Origin of the sequence: Kitasatospora aureofaciens (genome assembly GCF_019192735.1) — a bacterium.
GTDB classification, from domain to species: domain Bacteria; phylum Actinomycetota; class Actinomycetes; order Streptomycetales; family Streptomycetaceae; genus Kitasatospora; species Kitasatospora aureofaciens_A.
In genome coordinates, this window is record NZ_JAHTKP010000039.1 from 19845 (window position 1) to 34284 (window position 14440).

At 72.0% G+C, this 14440-nt stretch carries 13 protein-coding genes; 8 read left to right on the forward strand and 5 right to left on the reverse strand.

Annotation, left to right across the window (positions count from 1 at the left end; translation table 11 throughout):
- Nucleotides 1-8 precede the first annotated feature (8 nt).
- Nucleotides 9-2057: a thioredoxin domain-containing protein gene (locus KV557_RS28945; RefSeq protein ID WP_218204480.1), complete on the forward strand. Its 2049-nt coding sequence runs from the start codon at nt 9-11 to the stop codon at nt 2055-2057.
- An 86-nt stretch (nt 2058-2143) separates the two neighbouring features.
- A complete protein-coding gene (locus KV557_RS28950; RefSeq protein WP_218204481.1) occupies nt 2144-3004 on the forward strand; it encodes a GNAT family N-acetyltransferase in 861 nt (286 codons plus the stop codon).
- A 4-nt stretch (nt 3005-3008) separates the two neighbouring features.
- Here KV557_RS28950 and KV557_RS28955 read toward each other — a convergent pair whose 3' ends face one another.
- Entirely contained in the window at nt 3009-3365 is a 357-nt protein-coding gene (locus tag KV557_RS28955; RefSeq protein ID WP_218204482.1) for a hypothetical protein, read from the reverse strand.
- A 91-nt stretch (nt 3366-3456) separates the two neighbouring features.
- Between KV557_RS28955 and KV557_RS28960 the strand changes: the two genes are divergently transcribed.
- On the forward strand, nt 3457-5136 hold the full coding sequence (locus tag KV557_RS28960; RefSeq protein WP_218204483.1) for an alpha/beta hydrolase: 1680 nt from the start codon (nt 3457-3459) through the stop codon (nt 5134-5136).
- 29 nt (nt 5137-5165) lie between these two features.
- On the forward strand, nt 5166-5753 hold the full coding sequence (locus tag KV557_RS28965; RefSeq protein ID WP_218204484.1) for a hypothetical protein: 588 nt from the start codon (nt 5166-5168) through the stop codon (nt 5751-5753).
- A gap of 7 nt (nt 5754-5760) precedes the next feature.
- Here the strand turns inward: KV557_RS28965 and KV557_RS28970 are convergent, their stop codons facing one another.
- Nucleotides 5761-6693, reverse strand: a complete 933-nt coding sequence (locus KV557_RS28970) for a hypothetical protein (protein ID WP_218204485.1) — start codon at nt 6691-6693, stop codon at nt 5761-5763.
- Nucleotides 6694-6954: 261 nt separating this feature from the next.
- On the opposite strand from KV557_RS28970, the gene KV557_RS28975 reads away from it, so the two are divergent.
- On the forward strand, nt 6955-7629 hold the full coding sequence (locus KV557_RS28975) for a papain-like cysteine protease family protein (protein ID WP_218204486.1): 675 nt from the start codon (nt 6955-6957) through the stop codon (nt 7627-7629).
- A gap of 9 nt (nt 7630-7638) precedes the next feature.
- A complete protein-coding gene (locus tag KV557_RS28980; RefSeq protein ID WP_218204487.1) occupies nt 7639-8517 on the forward strand; it encodes a hypothetical protein in 879 nt (292 codons plus the stop codon).
- A 92-nt stretch (nt 8518-8609) separates the two neighbouring features.
- Here the strand turns inward: KV557_RS28980 and KV557_RS28985 are convergent, their stop codons facing one another.
- Together KV557_RS28985 and KV557_RS28990 are read right to left on the reverse strand one after the other, a co-directional pair.
- Nucleotides 8610-9266: a TetR family transcriptional regulator gene (locus KV557_RS28985; RefSeq protein ID WP_218204488.1), complete on the reverse strand. Its 657-nt coding sequence runs from the start codon at nt 9264-9266 to the stop codon at nt 8610-8612.
- 8 nt (nt 9267-9274) lie between these two features.
- Nucleotides 9275-10858: an MFS transporter gene (locus KV557_RS28990; RefSeq protein WP_308130129.1), complete on the reverse strand. Its 1584-nt coding sequence runs from the start codon at nt 10856-10858 to the stop codon at nt 9275-9277.
- 310 nt (nt 10859-11168) lie between these two features.
- On the opposite strand from KV557_RS28990, the gene KV557_RS28995 reads away from it, so the two are divergent.
- The gene (locus KV557_RS28995) at nt 11169-11633 is read left to right on the forward strand and encodes a hypothetical protein (protein ID WP_218204489.1); all 465 of its coding nucleotides are present in this window, start codon (nt 11169-11171) and stop codon (nt 11631-11633) included.
- Here the strand turns inward: KV557_RS28995 and trhA are convergent.
- Nucleotides 11604-12284, reverse strand: coding sequence for a PAQR family membrane homeostasis protein TrhA (gene trhA, locus KV557_RS29000; RefSeq protein ID WP_218204490.1), 681 nt, complete (start codon nt 12282-12284; stop codon nt 11604-11606). The two genes, KV557_RS28995 and trhA, sit on opposite strands and share 30 nt — an antisense overlap.
- Before the next feature lie 284 nt (nt 12285-12568).
- On the opposite strand from trhA, the gene KV557_RS29005 reads away from it, so the two are divergent.
- A complete protein-coding gene (locus KV557_RS29005) occupies nt 12569-14410 on the forward strand; it encodes a phosphoenolpyruvate carboxykinase (GTP) (RefSeq protein ID WP_218204491.1) in 1842 nt (613 codons plus the stop codon).
- Nucleotides 14411-14440: the final 30 nt, after the last annotated feature.

Consider the following 14440-nt stretch of genomic DNA (forward strand, 5'->3'; position numbering starts at 1 on the left):
ATGGGGGCATGCCGAACCGTCTCGCGGACGCGACCTCGCCCTACCTGCTTCAGCACGCCGAGAACCCGGTCGACTGGTGGCCGTGGGGGGTGGAGGCGTTCGAGGAGGCGCGGCGGCGCGGGGTGCCCGTGCTGCTCTCGGTCGGGTATGCGGCCTGTCACTGGTGCCACGTGATGGCGCACGAGAGCTTTGAGGACGCCGGGCTCGCCGAGTACCTCAACGATCGCTTCGTCGCGGTCAAGGTCGACCGGGAGGAACGGCCGGACGTCGACGCCGTCTACATGGAGGCCGTCCAGGCCGCCACCGGGCAGGGCGGCTGGCCGATGACGGTGTTCCTCACCCCGGACAAGGAGCCGTTCTACTTCGGCACCTACTTCCCGCCGCAGCCCCGGCACGGCATGCCGTCCTTCCGGCAGGTGCTGGAGGGCGTCGACGCGGCCTGGCGGGACCGGCGGCAGGAGGTCGGCGAGGTGGCCGCCCGGATCAGGGCCGACCTCGCCGAGCGGGCCTCGGTGTACTCGGCCGGCGCCCACCACCCGCCCGCCGCGGCCGACCTGCACCAGGCGCTGGTCACCCTCAGCCGGGACTTCGACGAGCGCCGCGGCGGCTTCGGCGGCGCGCCCAAGTTCCCGCCGGCCATGGTGATCGAGTACCTGCTGCGCCACCATGCCCGGACCGGCTCGGAGGCGGCGCTGGAGATGGCCGTCCGAACCGGCGAGGCGATGGCCCGCGGCGGTCTCCACGACCAGCTCGGCGGCGGCTTCGCCCGGTACTCGGTGGACGCCGCGTGGGTGGTGCCGCACTTCGAGAAGATGCTGTACGACAACGCGCTGCTGCTGCGCGCATACCTGCACCTGTGGCGGGCCACCGGGTCCCCGCTGGCGCGCCGGGTCGCGCTCTCCACGGCGGACTTCCTGCTGCGCGAACTCCGTACGCCCGAAGGCGCGTTCGCCTCCGCGCTGGACGCCGACAGCCTCGACGAGGAGACCGGCGCCTCCGTCGAGGGTGCGTACTACGTGTGGGAGCCCGGGCAGTTGGTGGACCTCCTCGGGCCCGCCGACGCCGCCACCGCTGCCCGGCTGTTCTCCGTGACGGCGGACGGGACGTTCGAGCACGGCACCTCCGTCCTCCAGCTTCTCGCCGACCCGGAGGACTTCGACGAGTACGAGGCCATCCGGGCGCGGCTCTTCGAGGCGCGGTCCCAGCGGCCCGCGCCCGCCCGCGACGACAAGGTCGTCGCCGCCTGGAACGGCCTCGCCGTCGCGGCCCTGGCCGAGACCGGCGCCCTGCTGGACCGGCCCGACCTGGTCGAGGCCGCCGAGGGTGCCGCCGACCTCCTGCTCGCCGTCCACCTCACCCCCGACGGCCGGCTGCTGCGCACCTCCCGCGATGGCCGCGCCGGCGCCAACGCGGGCGTCCTGGAGGACTACGCGGACACCGCCGAGGGCTTCCTCGCGCTGTACGCCGTCACCGGCGGGCCGGAATGGCTCGAGCTGGCCGGCGGACTGCTCGACACCGTGCTCAAGCACTTCACCGACGAGGTGTCCGGCGCCCTGTACGACACCGCCGACGACGCCGAGGAACTGATCCGGCGCCCGCAGGACCCCACCGACAACGCCACCCCGTCCGGCTGGACCGCCGCCGCCGGCGCCCTGCTCACCTACGCCGCGTACACCGGCTCCGCCCGCCACCGCACCGCCGCCGAGCGGGCGCTCGGCATCGTCGGCGCGCTCGCGGCGCGGGCGCCCCGGTTCATCGGGTGGGGCCTCGCCGTCGCGGAGGCGCTGCTCGACGGGCCGCGCGAGGTCGCCGTCGTCGGCCCGGCCGACGACCCGGCGACGGCCGCGCTGCGGCGGGCGGCGCTGCTGGGCACGGCGCCGGGGGCGGTCGTGGCGGTGGGGGCGCCGGCGGCCGCCGAGGCGGAGGTGCCGTTGCTGGCCGACCGGCCGCTGGTGGGCGGGGCGCCCGCCGCGTACGTCTGCCGGCACTTCGCGTGCGACGCGCCGACCACGGATGCGGCGGTGCTGGCGGAGCGGCTGGGTGTGGTGGTCGAGTAGGCCGGTGCTGCGGCGGATCGGGGTCGTTGATTCGGCGGGGTGTTAAATCGGTGGAGGGCGGGGTCGGGGCGGGGCGAGAATGGCCCATGACCTGGACCTTGAGCACCTCCCTCGACGACTTCCGGGACCGGGCGGGCGGCTTCCTCGCCGCGCACCCGGCCGAGAACACCGTCCTGCTCACGGTCGTCCACCGGCTCGCCGAGCGCGGGCTGCACGTCTTCGGGGAGCGCCCGCCGGTCTTCGGGTGGTGGAGCGCGTCGGAGGGCGGCCCGGTCGAGGGCGCGTTCCTGCGGACGCCGCCGTACGAGCCCCGGCTGGGCCTCGTGCCGACGGCTGCGGCGGCCGAACTCGCCACCGAACTGGCCGCCGCCGGGCCGGAGTTCAGCGGGATCGACTGCGTCAGCGGAGGTGCGGACGCGGTCCGGTCCTTCGCGGCGGAGTGGACCTCCACCACCGGGACCGGCTACTCCGTCCGGGAGGAGCAACGGCTGTACCGGCTCGGCGAGTTGACCGACCCGCCGCGCCCGCCGGCCGGCCGCCACCGGCCCGCCGCACCGGCCGACCGCGAGCTGGTGATCCGCTGGTACGAGGAGTTCCGGGACGAGGCCCGCGTGATGCTGCCCAACCTCTCTCAGGCCGTTGACGACCGCATCGCCGTCGGCGGCCTCCACCTGTGGGAGGACGACGGCCACCCGGTCGCGTTGGCCGGCAACAGTCCGGTGATCGCCGGCATGTCCCGCATCGGCCCCGTCTACACCCCTGCCGACCGCCGCAGCCGCGGCTACGCCAGCGCCGTCACCGCCGCCGCGACGGCCCACGCCCTCGCCCAGGGCGCGACAGAGGTGCTGCTGTACACCGACCTCGCCAACCCGACCAGCAACTCGATCTACCAGCAGATCGGGTACCGGCCGGTGGAGGACTGCCTGGCGGTGGACTTCGAGGCGTAGCCGTCTACGCGTAGTCGATCCGGTGGCCGCCGACGATCCTCGTGTGGAAGGGGTCGGCGGCCGAGGTGGCCGTGGGCGCCGGCAGGTGGTCGGTGTTCGCGTAGGTGGTGGCGCACCTGATGAGGTTGCCGCCGGCGTCCTTCATGTCGCCGGCCAGGCCGTCCAACAGCGTCTTCCAGGCGGTGCCGCACCCCTGAAGCGCCGCCCCGGTCTGCCAACCGGCCAGGCCGGAGGCCGCGTTGGTGCTGGGCGTTGCGAGCTTCGCCGTCTCGTCCGGCACCTTCCCGGCCACCGTCAGCGCATTGTTCCCGGCAGCCGTCAACTCTCCCGGCTTGACCTTGAATCCCGTCTCGCCCGCCATCGTGTCCCCCGGATCGCCGTGTCGGTCGCGAGCGCTATGGTAGCCGTGAGTACACGGGAGATCACTCGTGGGTCACGGGGGTGGCTGAGCAATGGACCTCGCAAGCCTGAAGAACGCCAATGTGGCGGATCTCTACACACTCGCGGACGCGTACGACGCGCTGTGCAAGGCCTACACCCAGCACACCGCCGACTGGAAGAGCGGTACCGCGGACCGGGTCCACGGGTCCGAGTGGACCGGTCCGGCGGCCACCGCCGCGATCCCCGTGCTGGACGGCATCACCGACAAGCTGTACGCGGCGAGGATCGAACTCAGCTGCATCGGCACGGACTTGCGGGACTGCGCCGACTCCTTCACGCTCGCCCAGAGCAAGCTCCGCCAGGCGCTCACCGACGCCCAGGCCATGGGCATGTCGGTCAACGAGTGCGGCGCGGTGAGCCGGCCCCCGGCGGGCAGCCCCTACCAGAGCCCCGCCTGGGAGGCGAAGCAGAAGGCGGCGGCCGAGGAGATCGGCAAGCGGATCAACGCGGCGTTGGCGGAGGCCACCCGGGTCGACGAGCGGCTGGCCGAGTCGCTCAAGCGGTACACCGGCCACGCCAACGACAAGTCCGGGTTGGACGTCAAGACGGCGAGTGCGGACGGGTACCTCTCGGACTTCGCCGCGATGGGCAACCCCGCCCGGCAGCTGAACATGCCGGGCAAGGATGCCAACCCGACGGAGGTCAACGCCTGGTGGAAGGGCCTCGGGCCGGAGGGACAGCAGTGGTTCCTCGGCCACCACCCGGAGGCGATCGGCAACCTGGACGGCGTTCCGGCGGAGGTGCGGGACCGGGTGAACCGCGCGCACCTGGAGGACCTCATGCAGCCCATCAGGAACAAGAACCCGAAGGAGCTCAACTCCAACGAGAAGGCCGTCCTCGCCCTCTACGGGCCCATCGCCGACCGGCTCGCGGAGGACGGAAACGACCCGAAGCGCCCACAGGTCTTTCTGCTCGGCCTCGGCAGCGAGGGCCAGGGCCGGGCAATCCTCTCGTACGGGAACCCGGACACCGCCACCGATATCTCCGCCTACGTCCCGGGGATCACGACCAACACCGCCAGCCTGGGGAAAGGGGACAACGTCAAGGACGGGTCCAACGAGGCCGAGAACGCATTGAACCTCTACCGCACCGCGGCCAAGAAGGCTCCGTCCGGTCATTCGGTCGCCTCGATCGTGTGGCTCGGGTACGACCCGCCGGGGATCGACCTCGGGGCCGCGTCGACGAAGGCCGGCAAGGACGGTGCCCCGGCGTACGCGAACTTCCTCAGCGGGGTGCGGGCCGGCCATGAGGGCCGGCCGCCGCACATCACCTCGATCGGGCACAGCTACGGGTCGTTCCTGGTCGGCCAGGCCACCAAGCTCGCCACCCAGCCGGGTTCGCACTACGCGCCTCCGGACGACGTGGTCTTCCTCGGCAGCCCGGGCATCGGCGTGGACAAGGCGTCCGATCTCAGGATGCCGCCCGGCCGGGTCTGGGTCGGTGCGGCCGACAACGACTTCGTGACGCGCCTTCCGTCCAAGTTCAGCATCGACCCGGACGAACGCTGGTACGGGCGCGACCCGGCCAGTAAGCACTTCGACGCGCATCGCTTCACCGTCGACAACTGGAGCGAGGGCAACCCCGTCGACGCGCACACCAAGTACCTGTCCCCGCACGGCGGGCCGTCGCTGGACAACATCGCGGCCATTGTCACCGGCAGCGGGGACGTCAAACTGGCGGGCAGGCGATGAATCGGCCGCGCAGAGCGCTGGGTTGTTCCGTGGCGGTGGTGGCCGTGCTGGCCGCAGGGGTGGGGCTGTTCTACAACGGCTACGGGCCGATGGCTCTGAAGGATCGAGACACCCCGCAGCTGAGCGCGCGTGAGGCGAAGGCGCAGCTCGACGACACCCTGCGGACGGCCATGGGCGCGATATCCCCGCCGGTGGCCTACTTCGGCGGTTTCTACGCGGTGGATCGCAGACGGGATCACGCGGACGGCGAGCCGAGTCTGCTGTCCGACGTCAGAGCGGTGGTCTCGCTTCGGACCAAGGTGGCCCCAGCGAGGATTCCGGTGCTGCTGGACCAGATGAAGCAGCTCTGGGGAGAGAGGTGTCGGCCAGAGGACCACACCCTTGACTACTCGGCGAAGCACTACACCGACCTGAGCTGCCCAGGACACGAGGGAACGTCCTTCACACTCTCGGTCGTCAGTTCCGAGAACGAGCCGTCCGTCGAGGTGTACCTGCGCGCAGAGGTGTCCTCACCGGTCCGCTACCAGCCCGAGAACGACTACGGCACCGGCCCGACCGGCAAGCGCCTGGGCAGCCGACAGCCTCAGGATCTCGACGACCCCTACTGGTCCCACTGATCCATCGTCACTCCCAGTCCCACCGGATCCCCAGCAGGCACGGTCTGAGCGCCGTCGCCACGAGGTGGACGCAGTGGTGGCCGTCCAGGGTCAACTCCTCGGTCTCGTAAGGTGTTTCGCCCGGTGAGTGGAGCGCGAAGCGGTGGCAGCGGACGGGGAGGGCGGTGGGGTCGAAGGTGACCTGGAGGACGTACTGGCCCGCGCCGGAGTTGAAGCCGCGGACGTATTCGCAGCTGGGGGCGGGGGAGGGGGCGTCGTCGAAGCCGTAGCCGAGGAGGTGGGTGTCGCCGGCACGCAGGCGGCGGTCGAGGAGGAGTTCGGCGACGAGGAGGTGGTGGGTCCGGTCGCGGCGGATGCGGCCGGGGCGGCAGTTCTCCTCGGCGCGGACGCCGACGCGGGTGATGTCGCAGCCGGGGTCGCCCTGGTAGAGGGCGAGGTAGCGGTCGATGCCGTCGCGGTGGGCGCGCAGGGCGTGTTGGGAGTCTCGGCGGGCGAGTTGGCGGTCGGGGCCGATGCGGATGCGCTCGATGTGGGTGATGGTGTGCAGGCCGGTGTCGCGGGGGCCGGCGATGGTGGCGAGGAGGTCGTCGACGGCGGTGGGCGGGGTGATGAGGTCGCGGTAGGGGCGGACGGGTGGGCCGGCGGGGGTGGTGTCGGCGGCGCGGCGGGGGCCGAGCAGGCGGGTGAGGGAGTGTTCGGGGAGGTCGAGGACGTCTTCCAACGCGGCGACGGCGCGTAGTGATTCGGGCCGTTCGGGGCGGCGCCGGCCCTGCTGCCAGTAACTAAGGCTGGTGACGCCGACGTGGACGCCGCGGAGCGCGAGGTGGCGCCGGATGCGGTGGAGGGTGAGGCCGCGGGCGGTGATGGCGGTGCGCAGGGCAAGGTGGAACGGGCCGGTGCGCAGGGCTGCGGCGAGGTCGGCGTGGTCGCTGCGGTGCATGCTGCCTCCTGGGGGACGGGTGCGGGCAGCCCCGGGTTGACCGTGAATATTCACATCCGGACGGCGGTTTGTCACCCGTTCGCGCGTGTCACACGGGGGTTTCCGGGGTGGCGTTCACACCGGCCGACGGCCGTTCACACCCGGGTCGGACGGCTGCGGAGACCGTTGACCGGCCTTCGTCAACGGCGCGATGCTCATGGCGCGATCCGGACCGCGCCCCCACACAGCACAACCTCTGCTCGTGCAAGGAGGCATTCCCCCATGCCAGTTCCACGGATACGGCTGCGCCGCGCGGTCTCGGTGCTCGCGCTCGGCGTGCTCGGCCCGGCGCTCACTGCGGCCGCGACCACCCCGGCGGCCGCCGCCCCCGGCCCGGACCAGGCCCCCACCCTGGCCCGGGCGCACGTCCAGGTCCGTCAGGCCGCCGCGCCCGGCAGCACGGCCGACCTGGCCGGCACGTACAAGAAGCTCAACATCACCATGCAGCAGCAACAGCAGACCAACTGGTGCTGGGCGGCGAGTGGGAACACCATCGCCACCTGGTTCGGCTACAGCTACAGCCAGAACCAGTTCTGCAACGCCGCTTTCGGCCGTTCCATCGACTCCAGCTGCCCCAACAGCCAGGCCACGCTGGGCGACGTGCAGAACGCGCTCGACTGGATCGGCATCACCCCGGGTTCGTACGTCACCGGCTACCTGCGCTACAGCACGGTGCAGGCCGAGGTGGACGCCAACCGGCCGGTCGAGACCCGGATCCAATGGAGCTCCGGCGGCGGCCACATGCACGTGGTGTACGGCTACGACACCGGCAACAACTGGGTCTACTGGGGCGACCCGTGGCCCTCCAACTACCGCTACAACTGGGCGGACTACTGGTACTACGTGAACAACGACACGTTCTCGTGGACCCACTCCCTGTACCGGATCGGCGCGTGAGGGGCGACCATGACTGACCTGAGCAAGGCCCGTCGGGCCGCCGTCACCGCACTGCTCGCCGCCGGTCTCGGCCTGGCCCTCGCCCCTGCCGCGTACGCGGACGAACCGGCCGGCGCGCCCGCGCCGGTGCCGGCCGCCGACCTGGCGCAGGCCCGGGACGCGGTGCAGAGCCCGGCGGTCCTGGACAAGGTGGGCCACTTCTTCGCCCGCAAGGGCGTCCCGCCGACCGAGCAGCTGACCATCGGCGCGGCCGAGGAGGCGCAGGCGGCGAGCGCGGCCGCACCCCAACTGGCCGGTGACACCGTGCCGGTGTACACCCTGGACGCGGGCTTCGTGGCCGGCACCCCGGAGGCGCCGGTGGCGAAGGCGGAGTTCACCGTGAGCAAGGTGGTCGCGGCGGACGGGCAGGCCGCCTCGGTGTGGACGGTCCGCCAGGGTGACGCCTGGCGGGTCGTCAACATCGCCTCGGGCGGCGACGAGAGCGACTACGCGGCCAAGGCGGCGACCTCCGGCGGCGGTACCGCGTTCCACGAGCCGCAGGTGAACGCCTGGTACGTGCTGCGCGACGGCCGGGTGCTGCCGCTGGACGACGAGGCGCGGCGCTCGGTGGGCGCGGACGGGGTGTCGCTGGCCGCGTACCAGAAGCTGGTGCACCAGCGGTACGGCGACAAGCTGCCCGGTTCGGCGTACGACCGGGCGGGCAAGGGCGGCGGCTACCAGGTGGACGCGGCCGCGAATGTCGCCGCGAATGTCGCCGCTCCCGAACCGGCGCTCGGCGGCGGGGGCTCGGTCCTGCCCGCCGTGACGGCCGGCGCGGCCCTGGGTGCCACCGCGCTGGTCGGCGCGGGCGCGGTCCTGCGGCGGAGGGCGGGCGCCCGCCGAGGGTAGGGCGTCACCGCACGGGAGGCGGCGGGGTCCGGCGGACATGGCCGGGCCCCGCCGTCGCGTCCAGTCGCCCGGACCTACGCCCGGACCAGCGCCTACACCCCGGCGAAGCCGCTCGCCAGCACGGCGAAGGTGTGGTCGACCAGCGTCACGATGTCCTCCACGCCGTCGGACTCGGCCCACTGCAGCACGGCCTCGGTGGTGGCGGCGCCGATGGCGGCGGCGGTGATCCGCATGTCGAGGGTGGGCTCCTCGACCCCGGCCCGCCGGGTCAGCGCGGCGAGGTAGAGCTCCTGCGGGCTGCTGCTGCTGCGGGACAGCCCGGCCCGCAGCGCCGGGACCTCGGTGACCAGCCGCATCCGGATGAGCAGTTCCTGGCGTTCGTGCTGGAGCAGGTCGCGGATCAGGCCGATCATGGACTCCCGGCAGGACTGGAGGAACGGTTCGTCGGCGGGCCGCGCCAGCAGGGTGTCGAGAACCACCGGGTCGTACTCGTCGGTGAGGACGAGGTCCTCCTTGGTGGCGAAGTACCGGAAGAACGTGGACGGCGAGACCTCGGCGGCCGCCGCGATCTGCTCCACCGTGGTGTTCTCGTAGCCCTGTTCGGTGATCAGCCGGTACGCCTCGCGGCGGATCGTCTGGCGGGTCTTCAGTTTCTTGCGCTCGCGCAGCGACAGCGGCGCCTCCAGGAGTGCCTGGACCGGGTTGGCCGGGGCGTCCGGGGGTGCCGCGGTCGGCTGCTTGCTGTTCATGCCTTCGATTATCGGTGATCTCCGGCGGGCGAGGCGGCCGCGGACTCCGGCTCGGGTGCCGCCTCCGCCCCGCCTCCGCGCGGGTCGGCGGCCGGCATCCGCATCGCGACCAGCAGCGCCGAGAGCACCGCGATCAGCCCGGCGGCGAGCAGCACCACCGTCATGCCGTGGACGTACGCGCCGTGCGCGGAGGCGGCGAGCGCCGGGTTTCCGCCGGCCCGGGCGACGGCGTCGGCGGCGACGACCGACTGCCCGGCCCGGTGGGCGGCCTCGGCGGGCAGCCCGGTGGTGTCGAGCGCGCCCCGGTACGCGCCGGCCAGCAGGCTGCCGAAGACGGCGACCCCGATCGCGCCGCCGACCTGGCGCAGGGTCTGCAGCAGCCCGGAGCCGACCCCGGCCCTGGCGGGCGGCAGGGTGATCAGGGCGGAGGCCTGGGCGGTGATGATCGACAGGCCCATGCCGAGGCCGAGCAGGGTGAGCCAGAGCGCGGCCCGTCCGTAGCCGTCGGCGGTGCTGGTACGGCTGCCGATCAGCAGGGCGGCGGCGAGCAGGGCCAGGCCGACGGTGATCACCGTGCGGGCGCCGATCCGGACGACCAGCCGGTCGGTGAGCTTCGCGGCGACCATCAGGCCGAGCATCATCGGCATCAGCCGCAGGCCGGTGCCGAAGGCGTCCGCGCCGAGCACGCTCTGGAAGTAGAGCGGCAGGACGAAGAACGCGCCGAACAGGACGAGCGAGACCAGCGTGGCCGCGACGGCGGACCAGCGGTAGGTGCGGTCGGCGAGCAGGGCGAGGTCGAGCATCGGGTCGCGCTGCCGGCGGCTGCGCAGCACCAGTGCGGTGAGGGCGAGCACCGAGCCGCCGAGCATGCCGAGCACCAGCGGGTCGGTCCAGCCGCGGTCGGGGCCCTCGATGATGCCGTAGGTGAGCGCGCCGAGGCCGCCGGCGGCGAGCGCGGTGCCGGGCAGGTCCATCCGGGGCGCGGCGGGGTTGCGGCTCTCGGGGAGCAGCAGGACGCAGGCGGCGATACCGATCGCGGTGAGCGGGATGTTGATCGCGAAGACCGAGCCCCACCAGAAGTGCTGGAGCAGGAAGCCGCCGATGAGCGGTCCGAGCGGGGTGCCGGCGGCGAGCGCGGCGGCCAGGATCGCGGTGGCCCGGCGCTGTTCGGCGGGCGGGAACAGCCCGGGGATCACGGCCATGGACATCGGCATGACCAGCGCGCCGGCCAGGCCCATCGCGGCGCGGGCGGCGATCAGGGTGCCGGGGGAGTCGGTGAGCATGCCGATCGCGGAGGCGAGGCCGAACAGGGCGAGGCCGGTGGTGAGCGTGCGGCGGCGGCCGAAGCGGTCGCCGAGCAGGCCGGCCGGGAGCATCACGGCGGCGAAGACGACGGTGTAGGAGTCGACGATCCACTGCTGCTGCCCGGTGCCGGCCTGCAGCTGCGAGGCGAGCGTGGGCAGGGCGACGTTGAGGATCGTCATGTCGAAGCTGATCACCAGGACGCTCAGGGCGACGGCGACCAGGGCGAGCCAGCGGCGCGGGTCGGCTGCCGGTTCGGTGGTCCGGTGAGCGGGCGGAGTGGCGGGCACGGCTACCTCCGGGTGCGTCGGCGGGAAGTCTCTGTCAAATGACAGTAACTCTCAAAAGATGGTGGCCGTCAATACGCTGAGATGAGTATCCGCGCGCGCACGCTGCGTGGTGTGTGCTGGAAGTGCTGCTTCCGCACGTGGAATTGACGCAACGTTGATCTGGCGTTCGCCGCGCGGAGGCAGCTGCGAGTGACTGTCGGTAGATACCATGTGGCAATCGGTCAGTGCTGGCCGACGCGTGCCGAGAGCGGAGAAGGGGTGGGGCGGCAGGAGCCGACCACGAGCCCGGCACCGTGAAAGGGGAGCCGAAGTGGCCGATAGGGACGACAAGCAGACGAGTGCCCAGGTGTGGGGCGCGGCCGTGGTGGTCACGTCCGCGCTGGCCGTGGTCGCGGCCTATCTGATCAACGGTGCCGCGCTGGTCCTGGCGGTCGCCGGGGTCGAGGTGCTGCTGGTCATGGTGTACGTCGCGCAGCGCTGGCGGGCCCTCCATCGGCCGGACGCGCCGGGCGGGCACCGCCCGTCCAAGGCCACCCCGGACGCGGCGCACTGCGAGCGCTGCCGCCGGGCCCGCGAGGCGCTGGACGCCCGGCAGTCGCGCGGCCGCACGGGTGTCGCCGACCGCCGGCTCCACCTGCGCCGCCCGGACGGCCGGGCGCCGCACGAGCGCCCGTGGACAGCGGAACGGGCGGTCACCCGGTCCGTGGACGTGGACCGGACGACCGCCCGCCGAAGTGCGCCCGACTCAGCCGGCCGCGCTGTAGGCCACCAGTGAGACCCCGACGTACTGCACGATGAACGCGCCGAGGGTGAAGGCGTGGAACACCTCGTGGAACCCGAACCAGTGCGGTGACGGGTTGGGCCGCTTGAGCCCGTACACCACGCCGCCGATGCTGTAGAGCACCCCGCCGACGATCATCAGCACCAGGACGGCGACGCCGCCGGTGTGCAGGAAGTCCGGCAGGAAGAACGCGGCGGCCCAGCCCAGCGCTATGTACACCGGGGTGTACAGCCAGCGCGGCGCGCCGACCCAGAACACCCGGAACGCTATCCCGGCCAGCGCGCCGCCCCAGACCGCCCAGAGCAGCACCTCCTGGGCGGCGCCCTTCAGCAGCAGCATCGTGAACGGCGTGTAGGTGCCCGCGATGATCAGGAAGATGTTCGCGTGGTCCAGCCGGCGCAGGACGGCGTCGCCACGCGGGCCCCAGTTGAAGCGGTGGTAGACCGCGCTGACCCCGAACAGCAGCCAGGCGCTGACCGAGTAGATCGCGCACGCGATCTTGGCGGGCGTGGAGTCGGCCAGGCAGATCAGCACGATCCCGGCGGCGACCGTGGCGGGGAACATCCCGGCGTGCAGCCAGCCGCGCCACTTCGGCTTGCCCTCCGGCGGATTCCCCGCGCGCTCCGCGAGCTCAGCAGCAATCATGCGCAGCATGCTACCCGTTACCTACGGATCCGTAGGTTACTCGCGCGTAGGAAGTGGCGATCATCACTCTTGGACGTTTTGGAGCAATTGAAGTGTGGCCTCGCGCACTCCGGCCGGGACGTGAGCGACCTGTTACTCGCGAGTAACCATACTTACTGTAGTAAAGCATGCGTCAATTTCACCGCCGCGCCCCAATCGGGCCCGAAGGCCGGAGCTACGCTGCAAGCACCCTCAGACCCCCGCTACGCCGTCTCCCCGCCGAGATGGCGTGAAACGGAGCGATCGTGTCGTACGAGATCTCTGCTGTCAGCGCATCCGCGCCCACCCGGCACCAGCGCCTGCTGGCCTGGGTGAGCGAGATCGCGGAGCTCACCGAGCCGGCCCGCATCGAGTGGTGCGACGGATCCGACGAGGAGTACCAGCGCCTCGCGGACCTGCTGGTGGCTCAGGGCACCTTCAAGAAGCTGAACGAGGAGAAGCGCCCCAACTCCTACTACGCCGCCTCGGACCCCACGGACGTGGCGCGCGTGGAGGACCGCACCTTCATCTGCTCCGAGCAGGAGAAGGACGCCGGCCCGACCAACAACTGGAAGGCCCCCGCCGAGATGCGGGAGATCTTCAGTGGTGAGAAGGGTCTGTTCCGCGGCGCGATGAAGGGCCGCACGATGTACGTCGTGCCGTTCTCGATGGGCCCGGTCGGCTCCCCGCTGGCCGCCTACGGCGTCGAGATCACCGACTCCGCCTACGTCGCCGTGTCGATGCGCGTGATGACCCGCATGGGCAAGGCCGTGCTCGACCAGCTCGGCGAGGACGGCGACTTCGTCAAGGCCGTGCACACCGTCGGTGCCCCGCTCGCCGAGGGCGAGGCGGACGTCGCCTGGCCGTGCAACAGCACCAAGTACATCTCGCACTTCCCGGAGACCAAGGAGATCTGGTCGTTCGGCTCCGGCTACGGCGGCAACGCCCTGCTCGGCAAGAAGTGCTACGCGCTGCGCATCGCCTCGACCATGGCCCGCGACGAGGGCTGGCTGGCCGAGCACATGCTCATCCTCAAGCTCACCCCGCCGGCCGGCCCCGCGGGCGAGGCGGAGCCCAAGTACGTCGCCGCCGCCTTCCCGTCGGCCTGCGGCAAGACCAACCTGGCCATGCTCCAGCCCACCATCCCGGGCTGGAAGGTCGAGACGATCGGCGACGACATCGCCTGGATGCGCTTCGGCGCCGACGGCCGTCTCTACGCCATCAACCCGGAGGCCGGCTTCTTCGGCGTCGCCCCCGGCACCGGCGTGGACACCAACGCCAACGCGATCGACACCCTCTGGGGCAACACGGTCTTCACCAACGTCGCCCTCACCGACGACGGCGACGTGTGGTGGGAGGGCCTCACCGAGGAGCCCCCGGCGCACCTCACCGACTGGCGCGGCAACGACTGGACCCCCGAGTCCGGCACCCCGGCCGCCCACCCGAACGCCCGCTTCGCCGTCCCGGCCGCGCAGTGCCCGACCATCGCCCCCGAGTGGGAGGACCAGGCGGGCGTGCCGATCTCGGCGATCCTGTTCGGCGGCCGGCGCGCCACCGCCGTCCCGCTGGTGACCGAGTCCTTCGACTGGCAGCACGGCGTCTTCCTCGGCGCCAACATCGCCTCCGAGAAGACCGCCGCCGCCGAGGGCACCGTGGGCGAGCTGCGCCGCGACCCGTTCGCGATGCTGCCGTTCTGCGGCTACAACATGGGCGACTACTTCGCCCACTGGCTGAAGATCGGCGCGCAGGCGGACGCGTCGAAGCTGCCGAAGATCTACTACGTGAACTGGTTCCGCAAGAACGCCGAGGGCAAGTTCGTCTGGCCCGGCTACGGCGAGAACAGCCGCGTGCTCAAGTGGGTCGTCGAGCGGCTGGAGGGCACCGGCGAGGGTGTGAAGACCCCGATCGGCGTGCTGCCCACCACCGACGGCTTCGACCTGGACGGCCTGGAGCTGTCCAAGGAGGACCTCGACCTGCTCTTCACCGTGGACGCCGACATCTGGCGCCAGGAGGCCGCGCTCGTGCCGGCCCACCTGGAGCTGTTCGGCGACCACACCCCGAAGGAGCTGTGGGACGAGTACCGGGACCTGGTCGCGCGTCTCGGCTGAGTTTGAGCCTCAGCCGTGACAACGGCCGGT